At 70.6% G+C, this 14,652-nt stretch carries 17 protein-coding genes; 9 read left to right on the top strand and 8 right to left on the bottom strand.

Annotated features, from left to right (window positions below; all coding sequences use genetic code 11):
• Nucleotides 1-16: 16 nt before the first annotated feature.
• The gene (locus Pflav_RS22855) at nt 17-607 is read right to left on the bottom strand and encodes a GNAT family N-acetyltransferase (protein ID WP_173038074.1); all 591 of its coding nucleotides are present in this window, start codon (nt 605-607) and stop codon (nt 17-19) included.
• 55 nt (nt 608-662) lie between these two features.
• On the opposite strand from Pflav_RS22855, the gene Pflav_RS22850 reads away from it, so the two are divergent.
• Together Pflav_RS22850 and Pflav_RS22845 are read left to right on the top strand one after the other, a co-directional pair.
• Nucleotides 663-1,622: a helix-turn-helix transcriptional regulator gene (locus tag Pflav_RS22850; RefSeq protein ID WP_173038072.1), complete on the top strand. Its 960-nt coding sequence runs from the start codon at nt 663-665 to the stop codon at nt 1,620-1,622.
• A 4-nt stretch (nt 1,623-1,626) separates the two neighbouring features.
• A complete protein-coding gene (locus tag Pflav_RS22845; protein WP_173038070.1) occupies nt 1,627-2,943 on the top strand; it encodes a TIGR04013 family B12-binding domain/radical SAM domain-containing protein in 1,317 nt (438 codons plus the stop codon).
• Nucleotides 2,944-3,868: 925 nt separating this feature from the next.
• Here the strand turns inward: Pflav_RS22845 and Pflav_RS22840 are convergent.
• The 4 genes from Pflav_RS22840 to Pflav_RS22825 all read right to left on the bottom strand — a co-directional run bounded on the left by Pflav_RS22840 (nt 3,869) and on the right by Pflav_RS22825 (nt 7,662).
• On the bottom strand, nt 3,869-4,303 hold the full coding sequence (locus Pflav_RS22840) for a serine hydrolase (protein WP_173038068.1): 435 nt from the start codon (nt 4,301-4,303) through the stop codon (nt 3,869-3,871).
• Nucleotides 4,300-4,815 carry a helix-turn-helix domain-containing protein gene (locus tag Pflav_RS22835; protein WP_173038066.1) on the bottom strand — a complete coding sequence of 172 codons (516 nt, stop codon included), beginning with the start codon at nt 4,813-4,815 and terminating at the stop codon, nt 4,300-4,302. The genes Pflav_RS22840 and Pflav_RS22835 overlap by 4 nt, the downstream gene beginning before the upstream one ends.
• A gap of 46 nt (nt 4,816-4,861) precedes the next feature.
• Complete coding sequence (gene argS / locus Pflav_RS22830) at nt 4,862-6,586, bottom strand: arginine--tRNA ligase (RefSeq protein WP_173038064.1); 1,725 nt, start codon at nt 6,584-6,586, stop codon at nt 4,862-4,864.
• A gap of 275 nt (nt 6,587-6,861) precedes the next feature.
• A complete protein-coding gene (locus Pflav_RS22825) occupies nt 6,862-7,662 on the bottom strand; it encodes a class I SAM-dependent methyltransferase (protein ID WP_173038062.1) in 801 nt (266 codons plus the stop codon).
• Nucleotides 7,663-7,845: 183 nt separating this feature from the next.
• On the opposite strand from Pflav_RS22825, the gene Pflav_RS22820 reads away from it, so the two are divergent.
• Genes Pflav_RS22820 through Pflav_RS47580 form a run of 3 tightly spaced genes read left to right on the top strand, consistent with a single transcriptional unit; the run spans nt 7,846 to nt 9,660 of the window.
• A complete protein-coding gene (locus tag Pflav_RS22820; RefSeq protein ID WP_173038060.1) occupies nt 7,846-8,112 on the top strand; it encodes a winged helix-turn-helix domain-containing protein in 267 nt (88 codons plus the stop codon).
• 55 nt (nt 8,113-8,167) lie between these two features.
• Entirely contained in the window at nt 8,168-9,091 is a 924-nt protein-coding gene (locus Pflav_RS22815) for an FAD-dependent oxidoreductase (RefSeq protein ID WP_173038058.1), read from the top strand.
• Nucleotides 9,088-9,660, top strand: coding sequence for a TetR/AcrR family transcriptional regulator (locus Pflav_RS47580; RefSeq protein WP_269474532.1), 573 nt, complete (start codon nt 9,088-9,090; stop codon nt 9,658-9,660). The genes Pflav_RS22815 and Pflav_RS47580 overlap by 4 nt, the downstream gene beginning before the upstream one ends.
• A 4-nt stretch (nt 9,661-9,664) precedes the next feature.
• Here Pflav_RS47580 and Pflav_RS22805 read toward each other — a convergent pair whose 3' ends face one another.
• The 3 genes from Pflav_RS22805 to Pflav_RS22795 form a co-directional block, all read right to left on the bottom strand.
• On the bottom strand, nt 9,665-10,090 hold the full coding sequence (locus Pflav_RS22805) for a RusA family crossover junction endodeoxyribonuclease (protein WP_173038056.1): 426 nt from the start codon (nt 10,088-10,090) through the stop codon (nt 9,665-9,667).
• A 164-nt stretch (nt 10,091-10,254) separates the two neighbouring features.
• Entirely contained in the window at nt 10,255-10,647 is a 393-nt protein-coding gene (locus Pflav_RS22800) for a hypothetical protein (RefSeq protein ID WP_173038054.1), read from the bottom strand.
• A gap of 44 nt (nt 10,648-10,691) precedes the next feature.
• The gene (locus Pflav_RS22795) at nt 10,692-11,789 is read right to left on the bottom strand and encodes a Kelch repeat-containing protein (RefSeq protein WP_173038052.1); all 1,098 of its coding nucleotides are present in this window, start codon (nt 11,787-11,789) and stop codon (nt 10,692-10,694) included.
• Nucleotides 11,790-12,070: 281 nt separating this feature from the next.
• On the opposite strand from Pflav_RS22795, the gene Pflav_RS22790 reads away from it, so the two are divergent.
• From Pflav_RS22790 to Pflav_RS22780, 4 genes are read left to right on the top strand one after another with little or no spacing between them, the layout of a single operon-like run.
• Nucleotides 12,071-12,892 (top strand): hypothetical protein, encoded by an 822-nt coding sequence (locus Pflav_RS22790; protein ID WP_173038050.1) that lies wholly within the window; start codon nt 12,071-12,073, stop codon nt 12,890-12,892.
• Between the two features lie 45 nt (nt 12,893-12,937).
• A complete protein-coding gene (locus Pflav_RS22785; RefSeq protein ID WP_232071785.1) occupies nt 12,938-13,738 on the top strand; it encodes a DUF1152 domain-containing protein in 801 nt (266 codons plus the stop codon).
• Entirely contained in the window at nt 13,738-13,899 is a 162-nt protein-coding gene (locus Pflav_RS46070; protein ID WP_232071783.1) for a hypothetical protein, read from the top strand. The genes Pflav_RS22785 and Pflav_RS46070 overlap by 1 nt, the downstream gene beginning before the upstream one ends.
• 37 nt (nt 13,900-13,936) lie before the next feature.
• Nucleotides 13,937-14,224 carry a transposase family protein gene (locus Pflav_RS22780; protein WP_377308221.1) on the top strand — a complete coding sequence of 96 codons (288 nt, stop codon included), beginning with the start codon at nt 13,937-13,939 and terminating at the stop codon, nt 14,222-14,224.
• Nucleotides 14,225-14,652 lie beyond the last annotated feature (428 nt).

The raw sequence follows: 14,652 nt of genomic DNA, 5'->3' as shown, positions 1-14,652 counted from the left end.
GAAATGTGGCAGCCCCCTACGCGAAGTCGACGCGCATCACGACGCGGCGGGGCGTCGGGTGGCTGACCTCCTTGAAGCCGGCTTCCTCGAAGACCTGGCGGGCGCCCACGTACAGCTCGCCCCAGGTGACCACCTTGCCGGGGTCGACGATCATGGGGTACGCCTCGAGCGCCCGCGCCCCTCGCCCCCGCGCGAAGTCGACCGTCGCGCGGGCCAGCGGATAGGTCAGGCCCTGCCCCCGGTAGCCCGGGCGGACCGCGAAACACGTCACCGACCACACGTCCGGGTCGTCCTTGTCCTCGGCCCGCCCGGTCCACGGCACCCGCAGGCTGCGCAGCTTCGGGTACGCCACGCGCGGCTCGACCGCCACCCACCCGGCCGGCTCGCCGTCCACATACGCCACGAGGCCGCTGGTGGAGTCGGCGCTGGGGGTGCCGCAGGCGGCCTGCGCGCGGAAGGCGGCGGTCCGCTCCTCCTGGGTGGAGTCGCGCCAGAGCCAGCCGGGCACCTTGAACCACTGGCAGTGGCACCGGCCGGCATACGACGTGCCGAGGATTGAGGTGAGGTCCTCCCACGACGCCTCGTTGGCGGGAACGATCCGGATCATGCCCGCCATGCTAGGTTGCATTCCGGTCATTTTGCTTCCGGAATGTGGTGACGCCGTGAAACCCGACGCGAGTCCCACCGCTCGGGCGCTGCTCGCCCTGGAGCTGGTGCAGGGCAGCCCGGGCATCACCGCCGAGCGGATCGCCGGCAAGCTCGGCGTATCGGAGCGGGCCGCCCGGCGGTACGTCGAGATCCTCCGCGAGGCCGGCATCCCGATCGAGTCCGAGCGCGGGCCGCGTGGCGGCTACCGGATCGGCCGAGGGCTGCGGCTGCCCCCGCTGCTGTTCAGCGGTACCGAGGCACTCGGTCTTGTCATGGCCGTGCTGGACGGTCACCACGACGCCGGCGACCCCACCGACTCGGTCGGCAGCGCGCTCGGCAAGCTCGTGCGGGCGCTCCCGGAGCCGGTGGCCGCCCAGGCCGAGGCGGTCCGTCGCAGCGCCGCGCCCGCCCCCGACCGGGCCGCCGCCCGTCCCGACCCGCGGACCACCATCGCGCTGGTGCAGGCCCGCGCGGAGGGACGGCGGGTGCGGTTCGGGTACCGTTCCGAGGCCGGTCCGGAGCGGATCTTCGAGGTCGACCCCTGGGGCGTCGTGGTCCGCCACGGCCGCTGGTACCTGCTCTGCTGGTCGCACACCTCGAGTGCCCGCCGCGCGTACCGGATCGACCGGATTCGCGACGTCACGGCCCTGGACGCGACCTTCAGCCCGCCCGCCGACCTCGACCCGGTCGCCACGCTGGAGGAGCACCTGGCGGTCGGCTGGGAGTACCAGACCGAGGTGCTCGTCGAGGCGCCCGCAGACGAGCTGTCCCGCTGGCTCCCGCGCGCCCTCGGCCGCGTCGAGCCGGTCGACAGCGGCACCTGCCGGCTGGTCGGCACGACAAGCAGCCCGATCTGGTACGCGGAGCAGCTCGCCGCAGTCCCCCGCATATCCCGTGTCGTGGGTGGACCGGAGCTGCGTCGAGCCGTACGCGCACTGGGGGAGCGGCTTGTCGCGGCGGCTTTGGCAGGATAGCCACGTGGATCTCGTGATTGTGCTGCGCTACCGCAAGGCGGTGACGTACGGCCTGCATGTGCTGCTCGGCGCGCTGGAGGAGCACGACACGCCAACGCGGTACGACGTGCGCTTCGCCACCACGCCCGAGGCGACCGCCGAGGAGATCGAGGCGGCGCTGGCCCGGGCGCCGCGGGTGCTTGTGCTGTGGTCGTTCTACTCGCCGGACGCCGAGGCGCTCGCCGCCGAGCTGGCCACCATCCGCTCCAAAGTGGACTCGCCGCGCGTGCGGCACGTCGCCGGCGGGGTACACGCCACCGCCGAGCCGGTGCAGACGCTCGACGCCGGGTGGGACGTGGCCGCGGTCGGCGAGGGGGAGACCACGCTGCTCGCGCTCGTCGACGCGGGCGGCGACCCGACCGGCGTGCCCGGCCTGGTCTACCGCGACGCCACCGGCGCGGTCGTGAAGACGGGGCGGCCGGCGCGGCTGCCGCTCGACACGTTCCGCGGCTTCTCGCTGCGGTGGCAGCGCTTCAACGCACTGGAAATCACCCGCGGCTGCCTGTACTCGTGTCGCTTCTGCCAGACCCCCTTCATGTTCTCCGCCCGCTTCCGCCACCGCAGCGTCCACAATGTCCGGTGGCACGTCGACCAGATGCGTGCGAAGGGGCTGCGCGACGTCAGGTTCATCACGCCGACCGCGCTGTCCTACGGCACGGACGGCGAAGAGCCCAACCTCGCCGCCGTCGAGGAGCTGCTCGCCACGTGCAAGGAGGGGATCGGCCCGGCGGGGCGAGTGTTCTTCGGCTCGTTCCCCAGCGAGATCCGCCCGGAGCACGTGAGCCGCGAGGCGCTGCGGCTGGTCCGCAAGTACTGCGCCAACACGAACATCATCGTCGGCGCCCAGTCCGGCTCCGACCGCATCCTCGACGCGGCCAAGCGCGGCCACGGCGTCGAGGAGGTCAAGCGCGCGGCGCGGCTGGGCATCGCCGAGGGCTTCACCATCAACGTGGACATGATCTTCGGCATGCCCGGCGAGGATCCGTCCGATGTGGAAGCCTCGCTGTCGCTCGCCCGCGAGCTCGCCGACCTGGGCGCCCGCATCCACGCCCACACGTTCATGCCCCTGCCCGGCACCCCCTGGCGCGACGCCCCACCCGGCGAGGTCGACCCGGCGACGATCAGCGCCGTGGACCGCCTATCCCAGCGCGGCTCGCTGTACGGCCATTGGCGTAAGCAACAGGACCACGCTAGCCGCCTGGCGACCGCCGCCCGCCAGTACCCCCGCCCGGGCCGCAGCCGCACCCTCCCGATCCTCGCCGATCCCCCAGGCGACCTTTAGATCTTTAGACCTTTGAGCTACCGCGATGTCCGCGGTGGTCCGGACCGCTGCTCCCGCGGCCTCACCCTCCGCGGTTCACAATCAGACCCCGGCAATGCCGTCGGGGGTGAGGCCGTCGCCCACTAGCGCGTGCGGAAGGGGACGCGGCCTTGATCGGCCCTTTACGCGCAGGTGCCGATCCCGCCAACGCGAATCTGGGGCCTAGGGCTCCGACCGACCAAACCCCGAAGCTCCCTAGGGCCTGAGCTGACGATCACCAGGACTTGCCGCGAGGGCAGGGCTCGTCGGCCTTTTGTGAACGTTTTCCGCTGCCATAGCAACGGTTGGTGTTCACAAAGGCGCGGCGCCTGGATCTAGAGATCTTTCGGTGTCGTGGGTCGCTCTGTGGGGCTCGGGGTTGCGGTTACCCCTTTCTTTTGCCTCCGGCGGGGATCTCCGCCGACGGGACGGCACTGCGGGTGGGGTGTGCGCCTGGTGTCGCGCGGCGGTGGTGGTCTCGGTGATGGCCCGTCGAGGTTTGGGAAGACTTATTGCTGCCAGGGCAACCACGAGTCTTCACAAAGCCGCATCTCGCGACGCGGCGGCGGACATCGCGGCGGCTCAAATCCCGACGCGACGCAGATCCCGCAGAGAGACTGCGGACAGACTCAATGACCCCGACTCCGAAAGCTTTATAGAGGCTTTCTGGAGTCGGGGTAGGTGGGTCCGTCCACAATGGCCATCGCAGGATCGAGATTTGAGCTGCGCAGAGAAAGGGGGTGTGGCCTTGATCGGTGGGTGCCCTGGTTGTCCGTGGTGAAAAATCGCCCCTCCAGGGGCAATTTCTCGCCACAATCGCAGCGTGACACCGTGCTGCTTACGTCGATCCAAGGAAATCTGCGGCTATCGGCCTTGATCGGCGTCTTCGCGTAAAGGTTCGACCCCGTCAATGCGAATCTTGGGGCCTCCGGGCCAGCTCCTCGGCCGTCGTGGCGGCGGTGTCCGGGTCGGCGAAGTCCACAGTGGGCATCAGGTCGCGCAGCGGCTCGTCGGCGCGGACCGTACCGGCGCGGATCAGGTCGGCCAGCAGCATCCCGGTCAGCGGCTTGCCGATCGACCCGATCTCGAACGGCGTGTCCCCACCGACCGCCCCGCCGGCCCCGTCGTCGCCCAGGCCGGCGACGCGCACCGAGTCGCTCGTCACGTACGCGACTGCCAGCCCGCGGTACCCCGTCGTGTCGCTGGCCAGCGCCCGCACCCGCGAGCCGAGCTGAGCGTCCCCTGTGGACTCGTCGCCGAGCTCGGCCGGCCGCGGCCCGGCCAGCCAGCCCAGCGCGGCCGCGAGCACGGACACCCCGACGCCCCAGCGGTCCCACCTCATCGGGTTGCCGCCGTGAGCGTCACCAGCAGCGGCACCACTCGCTCGGCCGGCACGATGTACTGCCCGCGGCCGTTCGCCCGCAGCCACCCGGCGCTCACGAGCTGGCGCAGGTGGTGGTACAGCTGGCCGCTGGTGCCCAGACCCTCCACTTCGGACAGCTCCGACGCGCCGTGGCGGCCGCCAAGCACCTCGCGGAGCAGCAGCAGCCGCACCGGGTGGGCGAGTGCGGAGAGCGCGGTGGCCGCCGCCGACCAGTCCTCGGCCATCAGGTCGGCGGTCATCACGCCGTACTGCCACTCGTACCGCTCGCCCTCCGCCGGCTCCACGGCCCCGGTGTAGAGGACGGCGCCGGCGCCGCCGGGCAGTCGCCGCTTGAGTCCCTCCAAAGCCCAAAAGACATCCTTGGTACCGGCGGCGGGCTCGCCGACCTCCGGCGATGACCGGTCCAGCAGGGCGGCGAGCGCGGTCATCTGCTCTTCAAGCGCACGGACGCGTTCCTCGATGCTCGTCATGCACCGAGTATTACGCAACTACGTACTTACGACAATGCTGAACGTGTCACATCCGGTCGGGAGTGCCGATGCCGAGCAGGGTGAGCCCACGTCCCAGCACGCGCGCGGTCAGGTCGCAGAGCGCGAGCCGGCTCTCCCGCACAGAGCCCTCGGCACGCAGCACAGGGCAGCGCTCGTAGAACGCGGTGAACACGGTGGCCAGCCGGAAGAGGTACCCGGCCAGCCGGTGGAACTCCAGCGACTCGCCCACCTCGGCGACCACGCCGGTAAAGCCGAGCAGCTCGATGGCGAGCGCCCGCTCCGGCGGCGCGGTGACCGGGATCGCGGCCAGGTCGTGCGGCGGGGTGACGCCACCCCTACGGAAAATCGACAGGATGCGGGCACGCGCGTACTGGAGGTACGGCCCGGTGTCGCCCTCGAACGAGATCATGCGATCCCAGTCGAAGACGTAGTCGCGGGTGCGGTCGTTGGAGAGGTCGGCGTACTTGAGCGCGCCGATCCCGACATCCCTGGCCACCGCCGCGCTGGTCTCCGGGTCGAGGTCGGGACTCTTCTCGGCGATCAAGGCTGCGGCGCGGGCTATCGCCTCGTCGAGGAGCGCGCCGAGCTTGACCGTGTCACCCGCGCGGCTGCGGAAGAGCTTGCCGTCCGGGCCGAGGATCGAGCCGAAGCCGACGTGCTCGGCGCGGGCCGGCGGCGTGAGCCACCCGGCCTCCCGGGCGACCTCGAAGACCATCGCGAAGTGCTGGCTCTGCGGCAGGCCCACGACGTAGAGCAGGCGGGTGGCGCCCAGCTCGGCAGTGCGGAAGCGGATCGCCGCGAGGTCGGTGGCCGGGTAGCCGAAGCCGCCGTCCGACTTGCGCACGATCAGCGGCAGCGGCTCGCCACCCCGGCCGGTGAAGCCCGCCGGGTACACCACCTGGGCGCCCTCGCTCACCCGCAGCAGCCCCAGCCGGTCAAGCTCGGCCACGACCGGCGCGAGCATGTCGTTGTAGAAGCTCTCGCCGCGGAAGTCGCCGTCGGTGAGGCGCACGCCGAGCAGGTCGTACAAGACGAGGAAGTGCCGCTCCGACTCGTCGACGAGCAGCCGCCACATGTGCCGGGTACCCGGATCGCCGCTCTGGAGGGCGACCACCCGGCTGCGCGACCGCTCGCGGAAGGTCTCGTCGGTGTCGAACTTGGCGCGGGCCGCCTGGTAGAACGCGTTGAGGTCGCCGAGCGACAGCTCCCCGGCCGCGCCGCTCTCGCCCTCGTCGGCAAGGTGCTCAATCAGCATCCCGAACGGCGTGCCCCAGTCGCCGAGGTGGTTGGCGCGGAGCACGCGGTGGCCGAGCCAGTCGAGCACCCGTACCGCCGCGTCGCCGATCACCGTCGAGCGGAGGTGGCCGACGTGCATCTCCTTGGCCACGTTCGGCGCGGAGTAGTCGACGAGCACCGTCTCCGGCGCCTCGACACGTGGCACGCCGAGCCGCTCGTCCCGGCTCATCGCGCCGAGCAGCGGCCCGAGCGCGTCGTCGGCGAGCGTCAGGTTGATGAACCCCGGCCCCGAGACCTCCGCCGTGGCCACCAGCCCGTCCAGGCGAGCGCTGCCGAGCACGTCGGCGGCGATCTCGCGAGGCGGGCGGCCGAGCCGCTTGGCCAGGGCGAGCGCGGCGTCCGCCTGGAAGTCCGCGTGCTGCGACCGCCGCAGGCTCGGATCCACCCGCGCGCCGGCGACCGCTTCGAAGGCGGGCGCGAGCCGGTCGTGGAGCAGAGCTTCAAGGGTCGCCATGCCGGCAAATGTAGGCGCCGCACGGGCAGCGGTCGCCCGATTTACGCGACTTGGCGGGCTCGGGCGCTCGACCTGCCGCTGGCCGAGCGGTAGCCGCCCATCCCGTGCGGTGATCGGAGCCCCATCGGGGTTCTGTGCCAGGCGCCGCCGGCCGTGAGGCCGGCGGCGGGGTTGTGAACCGCGGAGGGTGAGGCCGCGGGAGCAGCGGTCCGGACCACCGCGGACGTCGCGGTAGCTCAATGTCTATTGTGGATAGCTCCAAAGAGTAGTGCCTATTAGAGTTCCGGGGCGCGGCCGATGGTGGAGTACAGGAGGTGGCCGCGGATCACCAGGCCGGAGCGGGGGTCGCGGACAAGCCACTCCAGGTGGTCGAGCTCGCCGCTCGTCAGGCCCGCGTCCAGCAGGCGCTGGCGGAAGAGGCTCAGGTTGACCGTCACGAGCAGCGCGCCTGGGCTGCCGGCCGGCCATACCGGGGAGTGGATCGCGGTGTCCACCTCGCGCAGGCCGGCGGCGACCATCTGGCCGTGGATGCGGGCGGCCCAGGTCGGGTCGTTGTCGAGGATGTCGAGCAGGATGCGTTGGTAGCGCTCGAAGAGCGCGGTGTCGGACGGGGTGGGTGCGTCTACGAGGATGTGTTCGGGGCGGACGTACCAGTCCTCGACCACCAGGCTGCCGCCCGGGCGGAGCGCGGCGGCGAGCTTGCGCAGCACCTGCTCGCGCTCGGGCAGGTGGATGAGGAGCAGGCGGGTGTGGATCAGGTCGTACGGCGGGTCGGGCACCGGCTCGGCCACGATGTCGTGGGCGAGCACACGGATCCTCTCCTCCTCGTTCAGGTGTCCGGGCTTGAGGTCGGTCGCGATCACCGAGGCGCCTTGGCCGGCCAGCCAGCGCGCGATGCTGCCGGCGCCGGCGCCCACTTCAAGGCAGCGAAAAGTGCTGGGCGGAGCGGTCGCTCCGGCCAGAGTGTCTACAGCGGACAGTCGGGTGCGGGTGAAGTCGTCGAGCATCGCGGACAGGGACATGTGCTGCTGGATTGCCACGTCGACGTCGTTGTCGTAGGCGTAGCTGTCCGGCATCGGACCTCCTGGGAGGGTGAGGCGACCCGGGCCTCCAGGTTGCCGACCAAGGGGCAGAGCCGCCTCACCGAACGTTCAACCTAGGGTTCTTAGGACCCAGAGTCAATTGGATACCACGAATACTTGAGACCCCAGGGCGGGCATGATCAAATGTCATACGCCGACCAAGGGGAGTGCCAGCACATGCCCGCCGTGCCCGTATATCGCAAGATCATTAACGACATCCGTGAACGGATAGAGTCCGGTGAACTCAAGGCGGGCGACAAGCTGCCCTCGATCGCGGAGCTGATGCAGGCGTACGAGTGCAGCGACACCCCGGTCAAAGCGGCGCTCGGCCGCCTACAGGACGCCGGGGTGCTCGAGGGCCACCAGGGTCGTGGCGTCTATGTAATGGGAAAGCCCACTAAGGATCCATCGTCGGCAATTTCTTCCTCCCCGGGCCACCAGTAGACTCACGCGCGAAGCAACCGTACCCGGCACCCGGAAAGTGGTGCATCCACCCCAAATGTTCGATGTTGTCGTGGTCGGCGCGGGCGTCATCGGACTGACTTCCGCGATCCGCCTTCGTGAGGCTGGCGCGCAGGTGGCGTTGGTCGCTGCCGACCCGCCCGCCGAGACCGTTTCCGCTGTGGCCGCCGCCGTCTGGTACCCCACCCGCACCGACCCGGATCCGCGGGTGCTGGCCTGGGCTGGGCAGACCTACGACGAGCTGGCCCGCCAGGCGGCCGCCGGCGCGCCCGGGGTGGTGATGCGCCGCACTCGCATGCTCGTCCAGCCGTCCGACGACCCGTGGTGGGCGCCGGCCGTACCAAATTTTGAAGACCACGGCCGTGAGTGGCGCTTCACCGTGCCCACCGTGGAGATGGGCCCCTACCTGGAGTGGCTCGTGGCGCGGCTGGCCGGCGGCGGCGTGGCGCTGGAGCGCCGGCGCCTGCGCGACCTGGCGGAGGCCGCGGAGCTGGCGCCCGTCGTGGTCAACGCTACCGGCCTCGCGGCCGGTGAGCTCTGCGCGGACGCCGCCGTGGTACCGGCCCGCGGGCGGGTCGTGCTGGTCGCCAATCCGGGCATCGAGACGTCGGTACGGCAGGAGCACCACCCGGCCGGCATGGTCTACGTGCATCCCCGCTCGCGGGACGTGGTGCTGGGCGGCACCTACGAGCTGGGGGAGTGGGACACGGCGCCGGATCCGCGGGTCGCGGCGGGGATCGTCGCCCGCTGCACCGAGCTTGTGCCGGAGCTCGCCGGCGCGCCGGTGCTGGGCGAGCTGGCCGGGCTGCGGCCGGTACGGCGGGGCGGCGCTCGGGTAGGCACCGACCCCGATCGGCTGCCCAGCGGTGCCCGAGTGATCCATAACTATGGGCACGGGGGTGCCGGAGTAACGCTTTCCTGGGGATGCGCGGCCAGCGTTCTCGTAGACTTCGGCGCGTGACCTCGGTCCAGATCACGGAGAGCCACACTCTCCGCCGGGACGCCCGGCGCAACCGGGCGTTGATTATCGAGGCGGCGCGCGAGGTGTTCGCGATCGCCGGCTTCAGTGCGCCGCTCGACGCGGTGGCCCGGCGCGCGGGCGTCGGGCGCGGCACGCTCTACCGCCACTTCCCGGACCGCTACGCGCTGGCGGTCGCCATCTTCGAAGACAACGTGCGCGACATCGAGCGGCTTGCGGCGGCTCACGACGGCCGCGCGGACGCGTTCGACGCGCTGCTGCGGGCGTTGCTCGACCACCAGGTGCGCAGCCACGGCCTGCACCAGGCGCTGGCCAAGGGCACGGAGGCGCCGGAGTTGCAGGCGCTGGCCGAGCGGATCGTGCGGGCCTTCGCCGAGCCGGTCCGGCGCGCGCAGGAGGACGGCGCCCTCCGCTCCGACCTGGTCAAGGAGGACCTGCTCGACATCATGCGCATGGTGGCGTCGGTGATCGAGGGGGTCGACGACATCGAGCGCCGGCGGGCCAGCGCCGACCGCGCGATCGACCTGCTCCGCAACGGCCTGCGCGGCTGACGCCCTAGAGGGCGGAGACCCGCACCGTGTACGACGGCTCGTCCGCGTGCTCCTCCCGGTACGAGAGCTGGCGGATCTGGCGGTCGTCGACGTAGAGCGCCACGTCGACGAGCACGCCGAGGTGGGCCAGGCTGCCGCGCGCCGACCGCCGCTTGTCCTGGAGGACGTCGCCGATCCCGCCCAGGAAGTTGGTGGCGTCGCCGCTGTGCGAGCCGGGCGGGCGGCGCAGCACCACGTCGAGCGCGACCGGGTCGGCCAGCGCGGTCCAGCCGGTGCGCTGTGCGGCCGCGCAGGCCGCCTCCAGCAGCGTGCGCACCCGGCCGGCCTGGCGGTGGCCGGCGGCGAAGATGGACAGTGCTTCGTTTTTCAGTGGCGGAAGCCCGTGGACGTCGAACGCGATCGCCGACGCCTGCGCAAGGGTCTCTCCCACGATCCTGCCCTCCGGATCGTCTAATGAGGACGACAAGTGCGGTGAATCGGCGTCAGCGGCGACCCGCGCTCTGACCGTACCGACGCGGTTCGTCTGCCGGACAGGGTCCGTTCGTGCACTTTTAGCGATCGAGATCTCAGCCGCCGCCCTGAGATCGCGAGTCCTCAGCAGTCGAAGCCGTGCTCCTGGAGCAGCTGGCGGACGGTCGCCGGGTTCGGGCTGTCGCCGCCCCAGCCGTTTACGTCCTGGCCGTTGACCTCGTCGATGTGCCAGTCGCCACCCTTGAGCGAGCCGTTCTTATTGGCCGGGTGCTCCAGCTCGACGGTGCAGGTGGCGTCGTCGCCGTCGGTGTTGGCGGGCCAGTCGACGTCGTACGCGACGAGCGCCTTCTTGCTGCCTGAGCCCTCCTCGTCGCGGGTGACGGAGACGTGGTCGAAGCCGGCGCCGGTGAGCTTTTCCTGGAACTTGGCCTGCCCGTTCCGGCTCCCGCACCCGGCGACGGAGATGGCCACGAGCGCGACCACGGCGACCACCGTGGACCTGATGCCGATCGTCATGGCCGGCATGGTAGCGAGGGCTGTCTCGTGGTGATCCTCTCGTGTCACCCGACGGGGCGGACGACCGCCGCGTCGCGGTGGGTGCGGATCTGCCGGTCGTACCCGCCGACGACGAGCACCGAGCCGTCCGGCAGCGCGGTCGCCGTGGGGAAGGACCGCCAGACCTGCCGGGTACCGGGCACGGGCCGGAAGCGGGCCGATCGCCCGTCGTAGGACTCGACCTGGTCGCCGCAGGCCACCAGCAGCCCGGCACGGGTGGCGACCGCGGCGCCCGCGCACTTGTACCGCTCCGCGCCCATCGCCGGCCCCGGCGTGAACCGGTTGGTAGCCGGGTCGAACACCTCGGTCGAGGCCAGCAGCCGGGTGTCGTCGGTGGTGCCGCCCGTCACCATGACGCGGCCGTCAGGCAGCATGGCCAGGGCGTGCTTGTACCGCGGTGTGCCCATCGGCCCGACCGGCTGCCAGCGGCCCGTGCCGGGCAGGTACACGAGCGCGGTCGCCAGCCCCCGCTGTGGCGCCTCCTCACCGCCGGTGACCAGGACCCTGCCGTCCGGCAACGCGACCGCCGCCGCACCGAGGCGCGGTCCGGGCATCGCCGGCCCGGCCGTGAAGGCGCCGGTCGCGGGGTCGAAGATCTCCACGCTCGCCGTGTACGCCCGCAGACCGACCCACCCACCGGCGACCAGGACCCGCCCGTCCGGCAGCCGCGCGGCGACATGCCCACCGCGCCCGGTGCCCAGGCTGCCGCCCGGTCCGAACTCGACGGTGCGCGGATCGAAGATCTCCGCCTCCGCCAGGGGCGGCCGCCCCTCACCGGTGAAGCCGCCGACGAACAGCACCCGGCCGTCGGCCAGGGTGGTCGCTGTGTGCGCGTCGCGGGGATGCCGCATCGCCGGCCCGGCCGCGAACCCATGCCCGGGCAGGTAGATCTCGGTGTGGGGCGCGGCGTCGGCGGTGCCGCACCCGTCGTTCGCGCAGCCGCCGGCCAGCAGGACACGGCCGTCGGCGAGCAACGTGGCCGTGTGCGCCGCCCGCGCCCGGAGCGGCTGCGTGGAGAACTCCGGCGCCGGTGGCCGCGGCGCGGCGCTGGTACATCCGGCAAGCACGACCACGACGAACGCCGCGCCAACACCAGATCTCATCGCTGCGCCCTCCGCGTCTCGGCTGTACCGAGATGGAGCCCTGGCGGGCAATGTGAGTTCCCGCTCTCAGTGGCCTCACAGCCGGGGTTGTGAATACTTTCGGCCGTGCTCGATGGGTCACGGGGGCCGGTTGGTGGCGGCGGTGGCCGTCGTGGGTTGGTTGGGCGGCGAGTGCGGCCAGCGCCTTGTATGGCTGCGCGCTGTTGATAGCGGCGATCGCGGGGCATCAGGAGTTCGTCGGCTTGGCGTATGCCGCTTGGCCGGCGGCTGCCGTCTTGCTCGTGGGAGCCGCCGCCGCAGCCACCACCATCGTCGCGCCACCGCGGGGGCGAATCCTGCTGGCCGTATCCGCAGCCTTGTGGACGATGGCCGCGCTGTCGCTGATCAGCAGTTGCTGGGTGCTGCTCAGCATCATCGAGCTGGCTCTGACAGGCACGGTACGCGATCGCGACGGCAACAGTGATTGGCTGGCGTTCGGCGAACGGTTGGCCTTGGCCGTCGTCGGCGCGTTGTTTCTCGCGACCGCGCTGTCGTGGCAGCGTCGAGGGGCGGGGGTGTGCGCCCGCTGCGGCAGTGCCCACTCGGCACGATCGTCGGCTCGGTGGTACCCCACACCGAGTGCCGCGCCGCCACGGGTTCGGCGGATCGCCTATGCCGGCTGCGGCGTCTTCGGGCCGTACCTTTTCCTGCACGCTCTGGGCGCGGCAGGTGTCGCCGGGATCGAACCGAATGGCTTCCGGCCGACGTGGCAGGCGGTCGCGGGCGGCGTCATCGGGATCGGGCTAGCCGTCTTTCTCTTGCTCGGGCTCGTCCAGACATGGGGGATGGTCTTTCCACGTTGGACGCTCTGGCTGTCAGGCCGCCGGGTGCCTCGCTTCTTGCCGCTGGCTCCGGTATGGCTCATCGCACCAACGCTGGCCCTCTACGGCACCGGGAGCCTGGTCTACGCCTTCTTCACGGAGTACGGGGTGCTGAGCCTGGGCGGAGCGGCTTCGGTCGCATTCGCCGGGTACGGCTGGGCCCTCGCCATCGCCGCGGTCTCCTACCAGGTCCGAACCAGGCCGTCCTGCGTACGTCTCGCTGATCCTGCTCCGACGGCGTAGCTGGTTGCGTCCTTGGCGGATCATTGAACGGTGACGAGCCCTGCCATGCTGCCCTCGCTGGCCGCTCCACCGCTTTTCATGGCTCTGGCCCCTGCCCGCAGCATCCTGATCGCTGGCGCGGGCGGCGGGTTCGATGTCTATGCCGGTCTGCCGCTGGCTCTCGCGCTGTGGCAGAACGGGGCGCAGGTACACCTGGCCAACCTGTCCTTCTCCGAACTCGAACTGACCGACCGCGACATATGGGCGGCCGAGAATGTCGCGGCGGTGACGCCCGACTCCGCCAGCCCCGACTGGTACTTCCCCGAGCGGACACTCGCCCGGTGGTTGGCCGCTCAGCAGCTACCGTCGACGGTGTACGCCTTTCCCCCGCTCGGCGTCCAACCGTTGCGGGACGCCTATCGGCACCTCATCCAAACACTGGATATCGACGCGGTGGTGCTCGTCGACGGCGGCACCGACATCCTGCTGCGCGGTGACGAAGCCGCCCTCGGCACGCCCGTGGAGGACATCACCAGCCTCGCCGCCGTGGCAGGCCTGGACGTGGCGGTGAAGCTGGTGACCTGTCTCGGCTTCGGCATTGACGCCTATCACGGCGTCAACCACGTCCAGGTGCTGGAGAACATCGCCGCGCTCGACCGCGACGGCGGCTACCTGGGCGCGCTGTCCATACCCGGCCACAGCCGGGAAGCGGCGCTGTACCGCGACGCCGTCGCCGACGCCCAGGCCGCCACCCCGGAGCGGCCCAGCATCGTCAACGGCCAGATCGCCGCCGCCACCCGCGGCGCATTCGGGATATCCAGTTCACCCGGCGCACCACCGGCAGCGCGCTGTTCGTCAACCCGCTGATGGCCATCTACTTCACCGTCGATCTGGACAAGCTCGCCGCCCAATGCCTGTACCTCGGCCGCATCGAGAACACCTACGGCCGGCGCCAGGTGATCGGGCGCATCGAGGCCTTCCGCAACGAGATCTCCACCACCCGCATTCCCCGCGCCTATCCCCACTGATCGAGATCTGAGCTACCGCGATGTCCCTGCTCACCGTATGGACCGCAGAGCACCTGCGGGCCCTGGGCGATCTGGGCTACGAGGGCGAGGCCGGCACCATCACCGTGGCGTTCAAGAAGCCCAAGGGCGGGCAACTCACCGACATGCCCAGCAGACCTACGACAAGGTCCACAACGGGATCCGGGCCATCGGCGAACGCGGCAATTCGCTGCTCAAGACCACGTTCAAAGCCCTCCGCAACGTCAGCCTCTGTCCCCGACGAATCGGCGACATTGTCGCAGCCGCACTCGTCCTTCTCCACATCGAACACGGCCGAACCACCTGATCACCCAACGACACCAGCCGTTACGCGGGAAGGCTCATTGACTCCTACCCGGGTCACAGCGAAACGGCCAGTAACTTAGAGTATGTGACAAAGTGACTTAAGGTAAGAGTGTAATGCATCAATTCAGGCCCAGGAAACGCCCGAGGAGCGTCGTAAGGAGCCCTAGCGGAACCGACAGGATGAGGGCCGTCCAAAATGCCGCGTTAAATCCAGTGTCTCCGCGATCCCTTTGAGGTGCGGCCATATGACCGCCGCTGGGACGGCTCCGAGAACTCGCGCTGTTTCGACGCTTCTGATAGTCGTGCGTAAGGGCAGCCATGGACGCGACGATGAAGCCGCCGCCAATGAAGCCTCGCGTGTAGTAATGATTGGGCAGTCCCGAGAGGTCTGAGAAGTCGTGGTTATACACGCCGACTATGGCTGACCCT

It is taken from the genome of Phytohabitans flavus (assembly GCF_011764545.1).
Classification (GTDB): Bacteria; Actinomycetota; Actinomycetes; order Mycobacteriales; family Micromonosporaceae; genus Phytohabitans; species Phytohabitans flavus.
This window is presented reverse-complemented; position numbering and strand designations above follow the sequence as displayed.

What these genes read in the sequence shown, in the direction of transcription:
- Pflav_RS22855 (WP_173038074.1), bottom strand. Translation starts at nt 607, where the DNA reads ATGATCCGGATCGTTCCCGCCAACGAGGCGTCGTGGGAGGACCTCACC.
- Pflav_RS22840 (WP_173038068.1), bottom strand. Translation starts at nt 4,303, where the DNA reads ATGAGGTGGGACCGCTGGGGCGTCGGGGTGTCCGTGCTCGCGGCCGCG.
- Pflav_RS22835 (WP_173038066.1), bottom strand. Translation starts at nt 4,815, where the DNA reads ATGACGAGCATCGAGGAACGCGTCCGTGCGCTTGAAGAGCAGATGACC.
- argS (WP_173038064.1), bottom strand. Translation starts at nt 6,586, where the DNA reads ATGGCGACCCTTGAAGCTCTGCTCCACGACCGGCTCGCGCCCGCCTTC.
- Pflav_RS22825 (WP_173038062.1), bottom strand. Translation starts at nt 7,662, where the DNA reads ATGCCGGACAGCTACGCCTACGACAACGACGTCGACGTGGCAATCCAG.
- Pflav_RS22820 (WP_173038060.1), top strand. Translation starts at nt 7,846, where the DNA reads ATGCCCGCCGTGCCCGTATATCGCAAGATCATTAACGACATCCGTGAA.
- Pflav_RS22815 (WP_173038058.1), top strand. Translation starts at nt 8,168, where the DNA reads ATGTTCGATGTTGTCGTGGTCGGCGCGGGCGTCATCGGACTGACTTCC.
- Pflav_RS22800 (WP_173038054.1), bottom strand. Translation starts at nt 10,647, where the DNA reads ATGACGATCGGCATCAGGTCCACGGTGGTCGCCGTGGTCGCGCTCGTG.
- Pflav_RS22795 (WP_173038052.1), bottom strand. Translation starts at nt 11,789, where the DNA reads ATGAGATCTGGTGTTGGCGCGGCGTTCGTCGTGGTCGTGCTTGCCGGA.
- Pflav_RS22785 (WP_232071785.1), top strand. Translation starts at nt 12,938, where the DNA reads ATGCTGCCCTCGCTGGCCGCTCCACCGCTTTTCATGGCTCTGGCCCCT.
- Pflav_RS46070 (WP_232071783.1), top strand. Translation starts at nt 13,738, where the DNA reads ATGGCCATCTACTTCACCGTCGATCTGGACAAGCTCGCCGCCCAATGC.
- Pflav_RS22780 (WP_377308221.1), top strand. Translation starts at nt 13,937, where the DNA reads ATGGACCGCAGAGCACCTGCGGGCCCTGGGCGATCTGGGCTACGAGGG.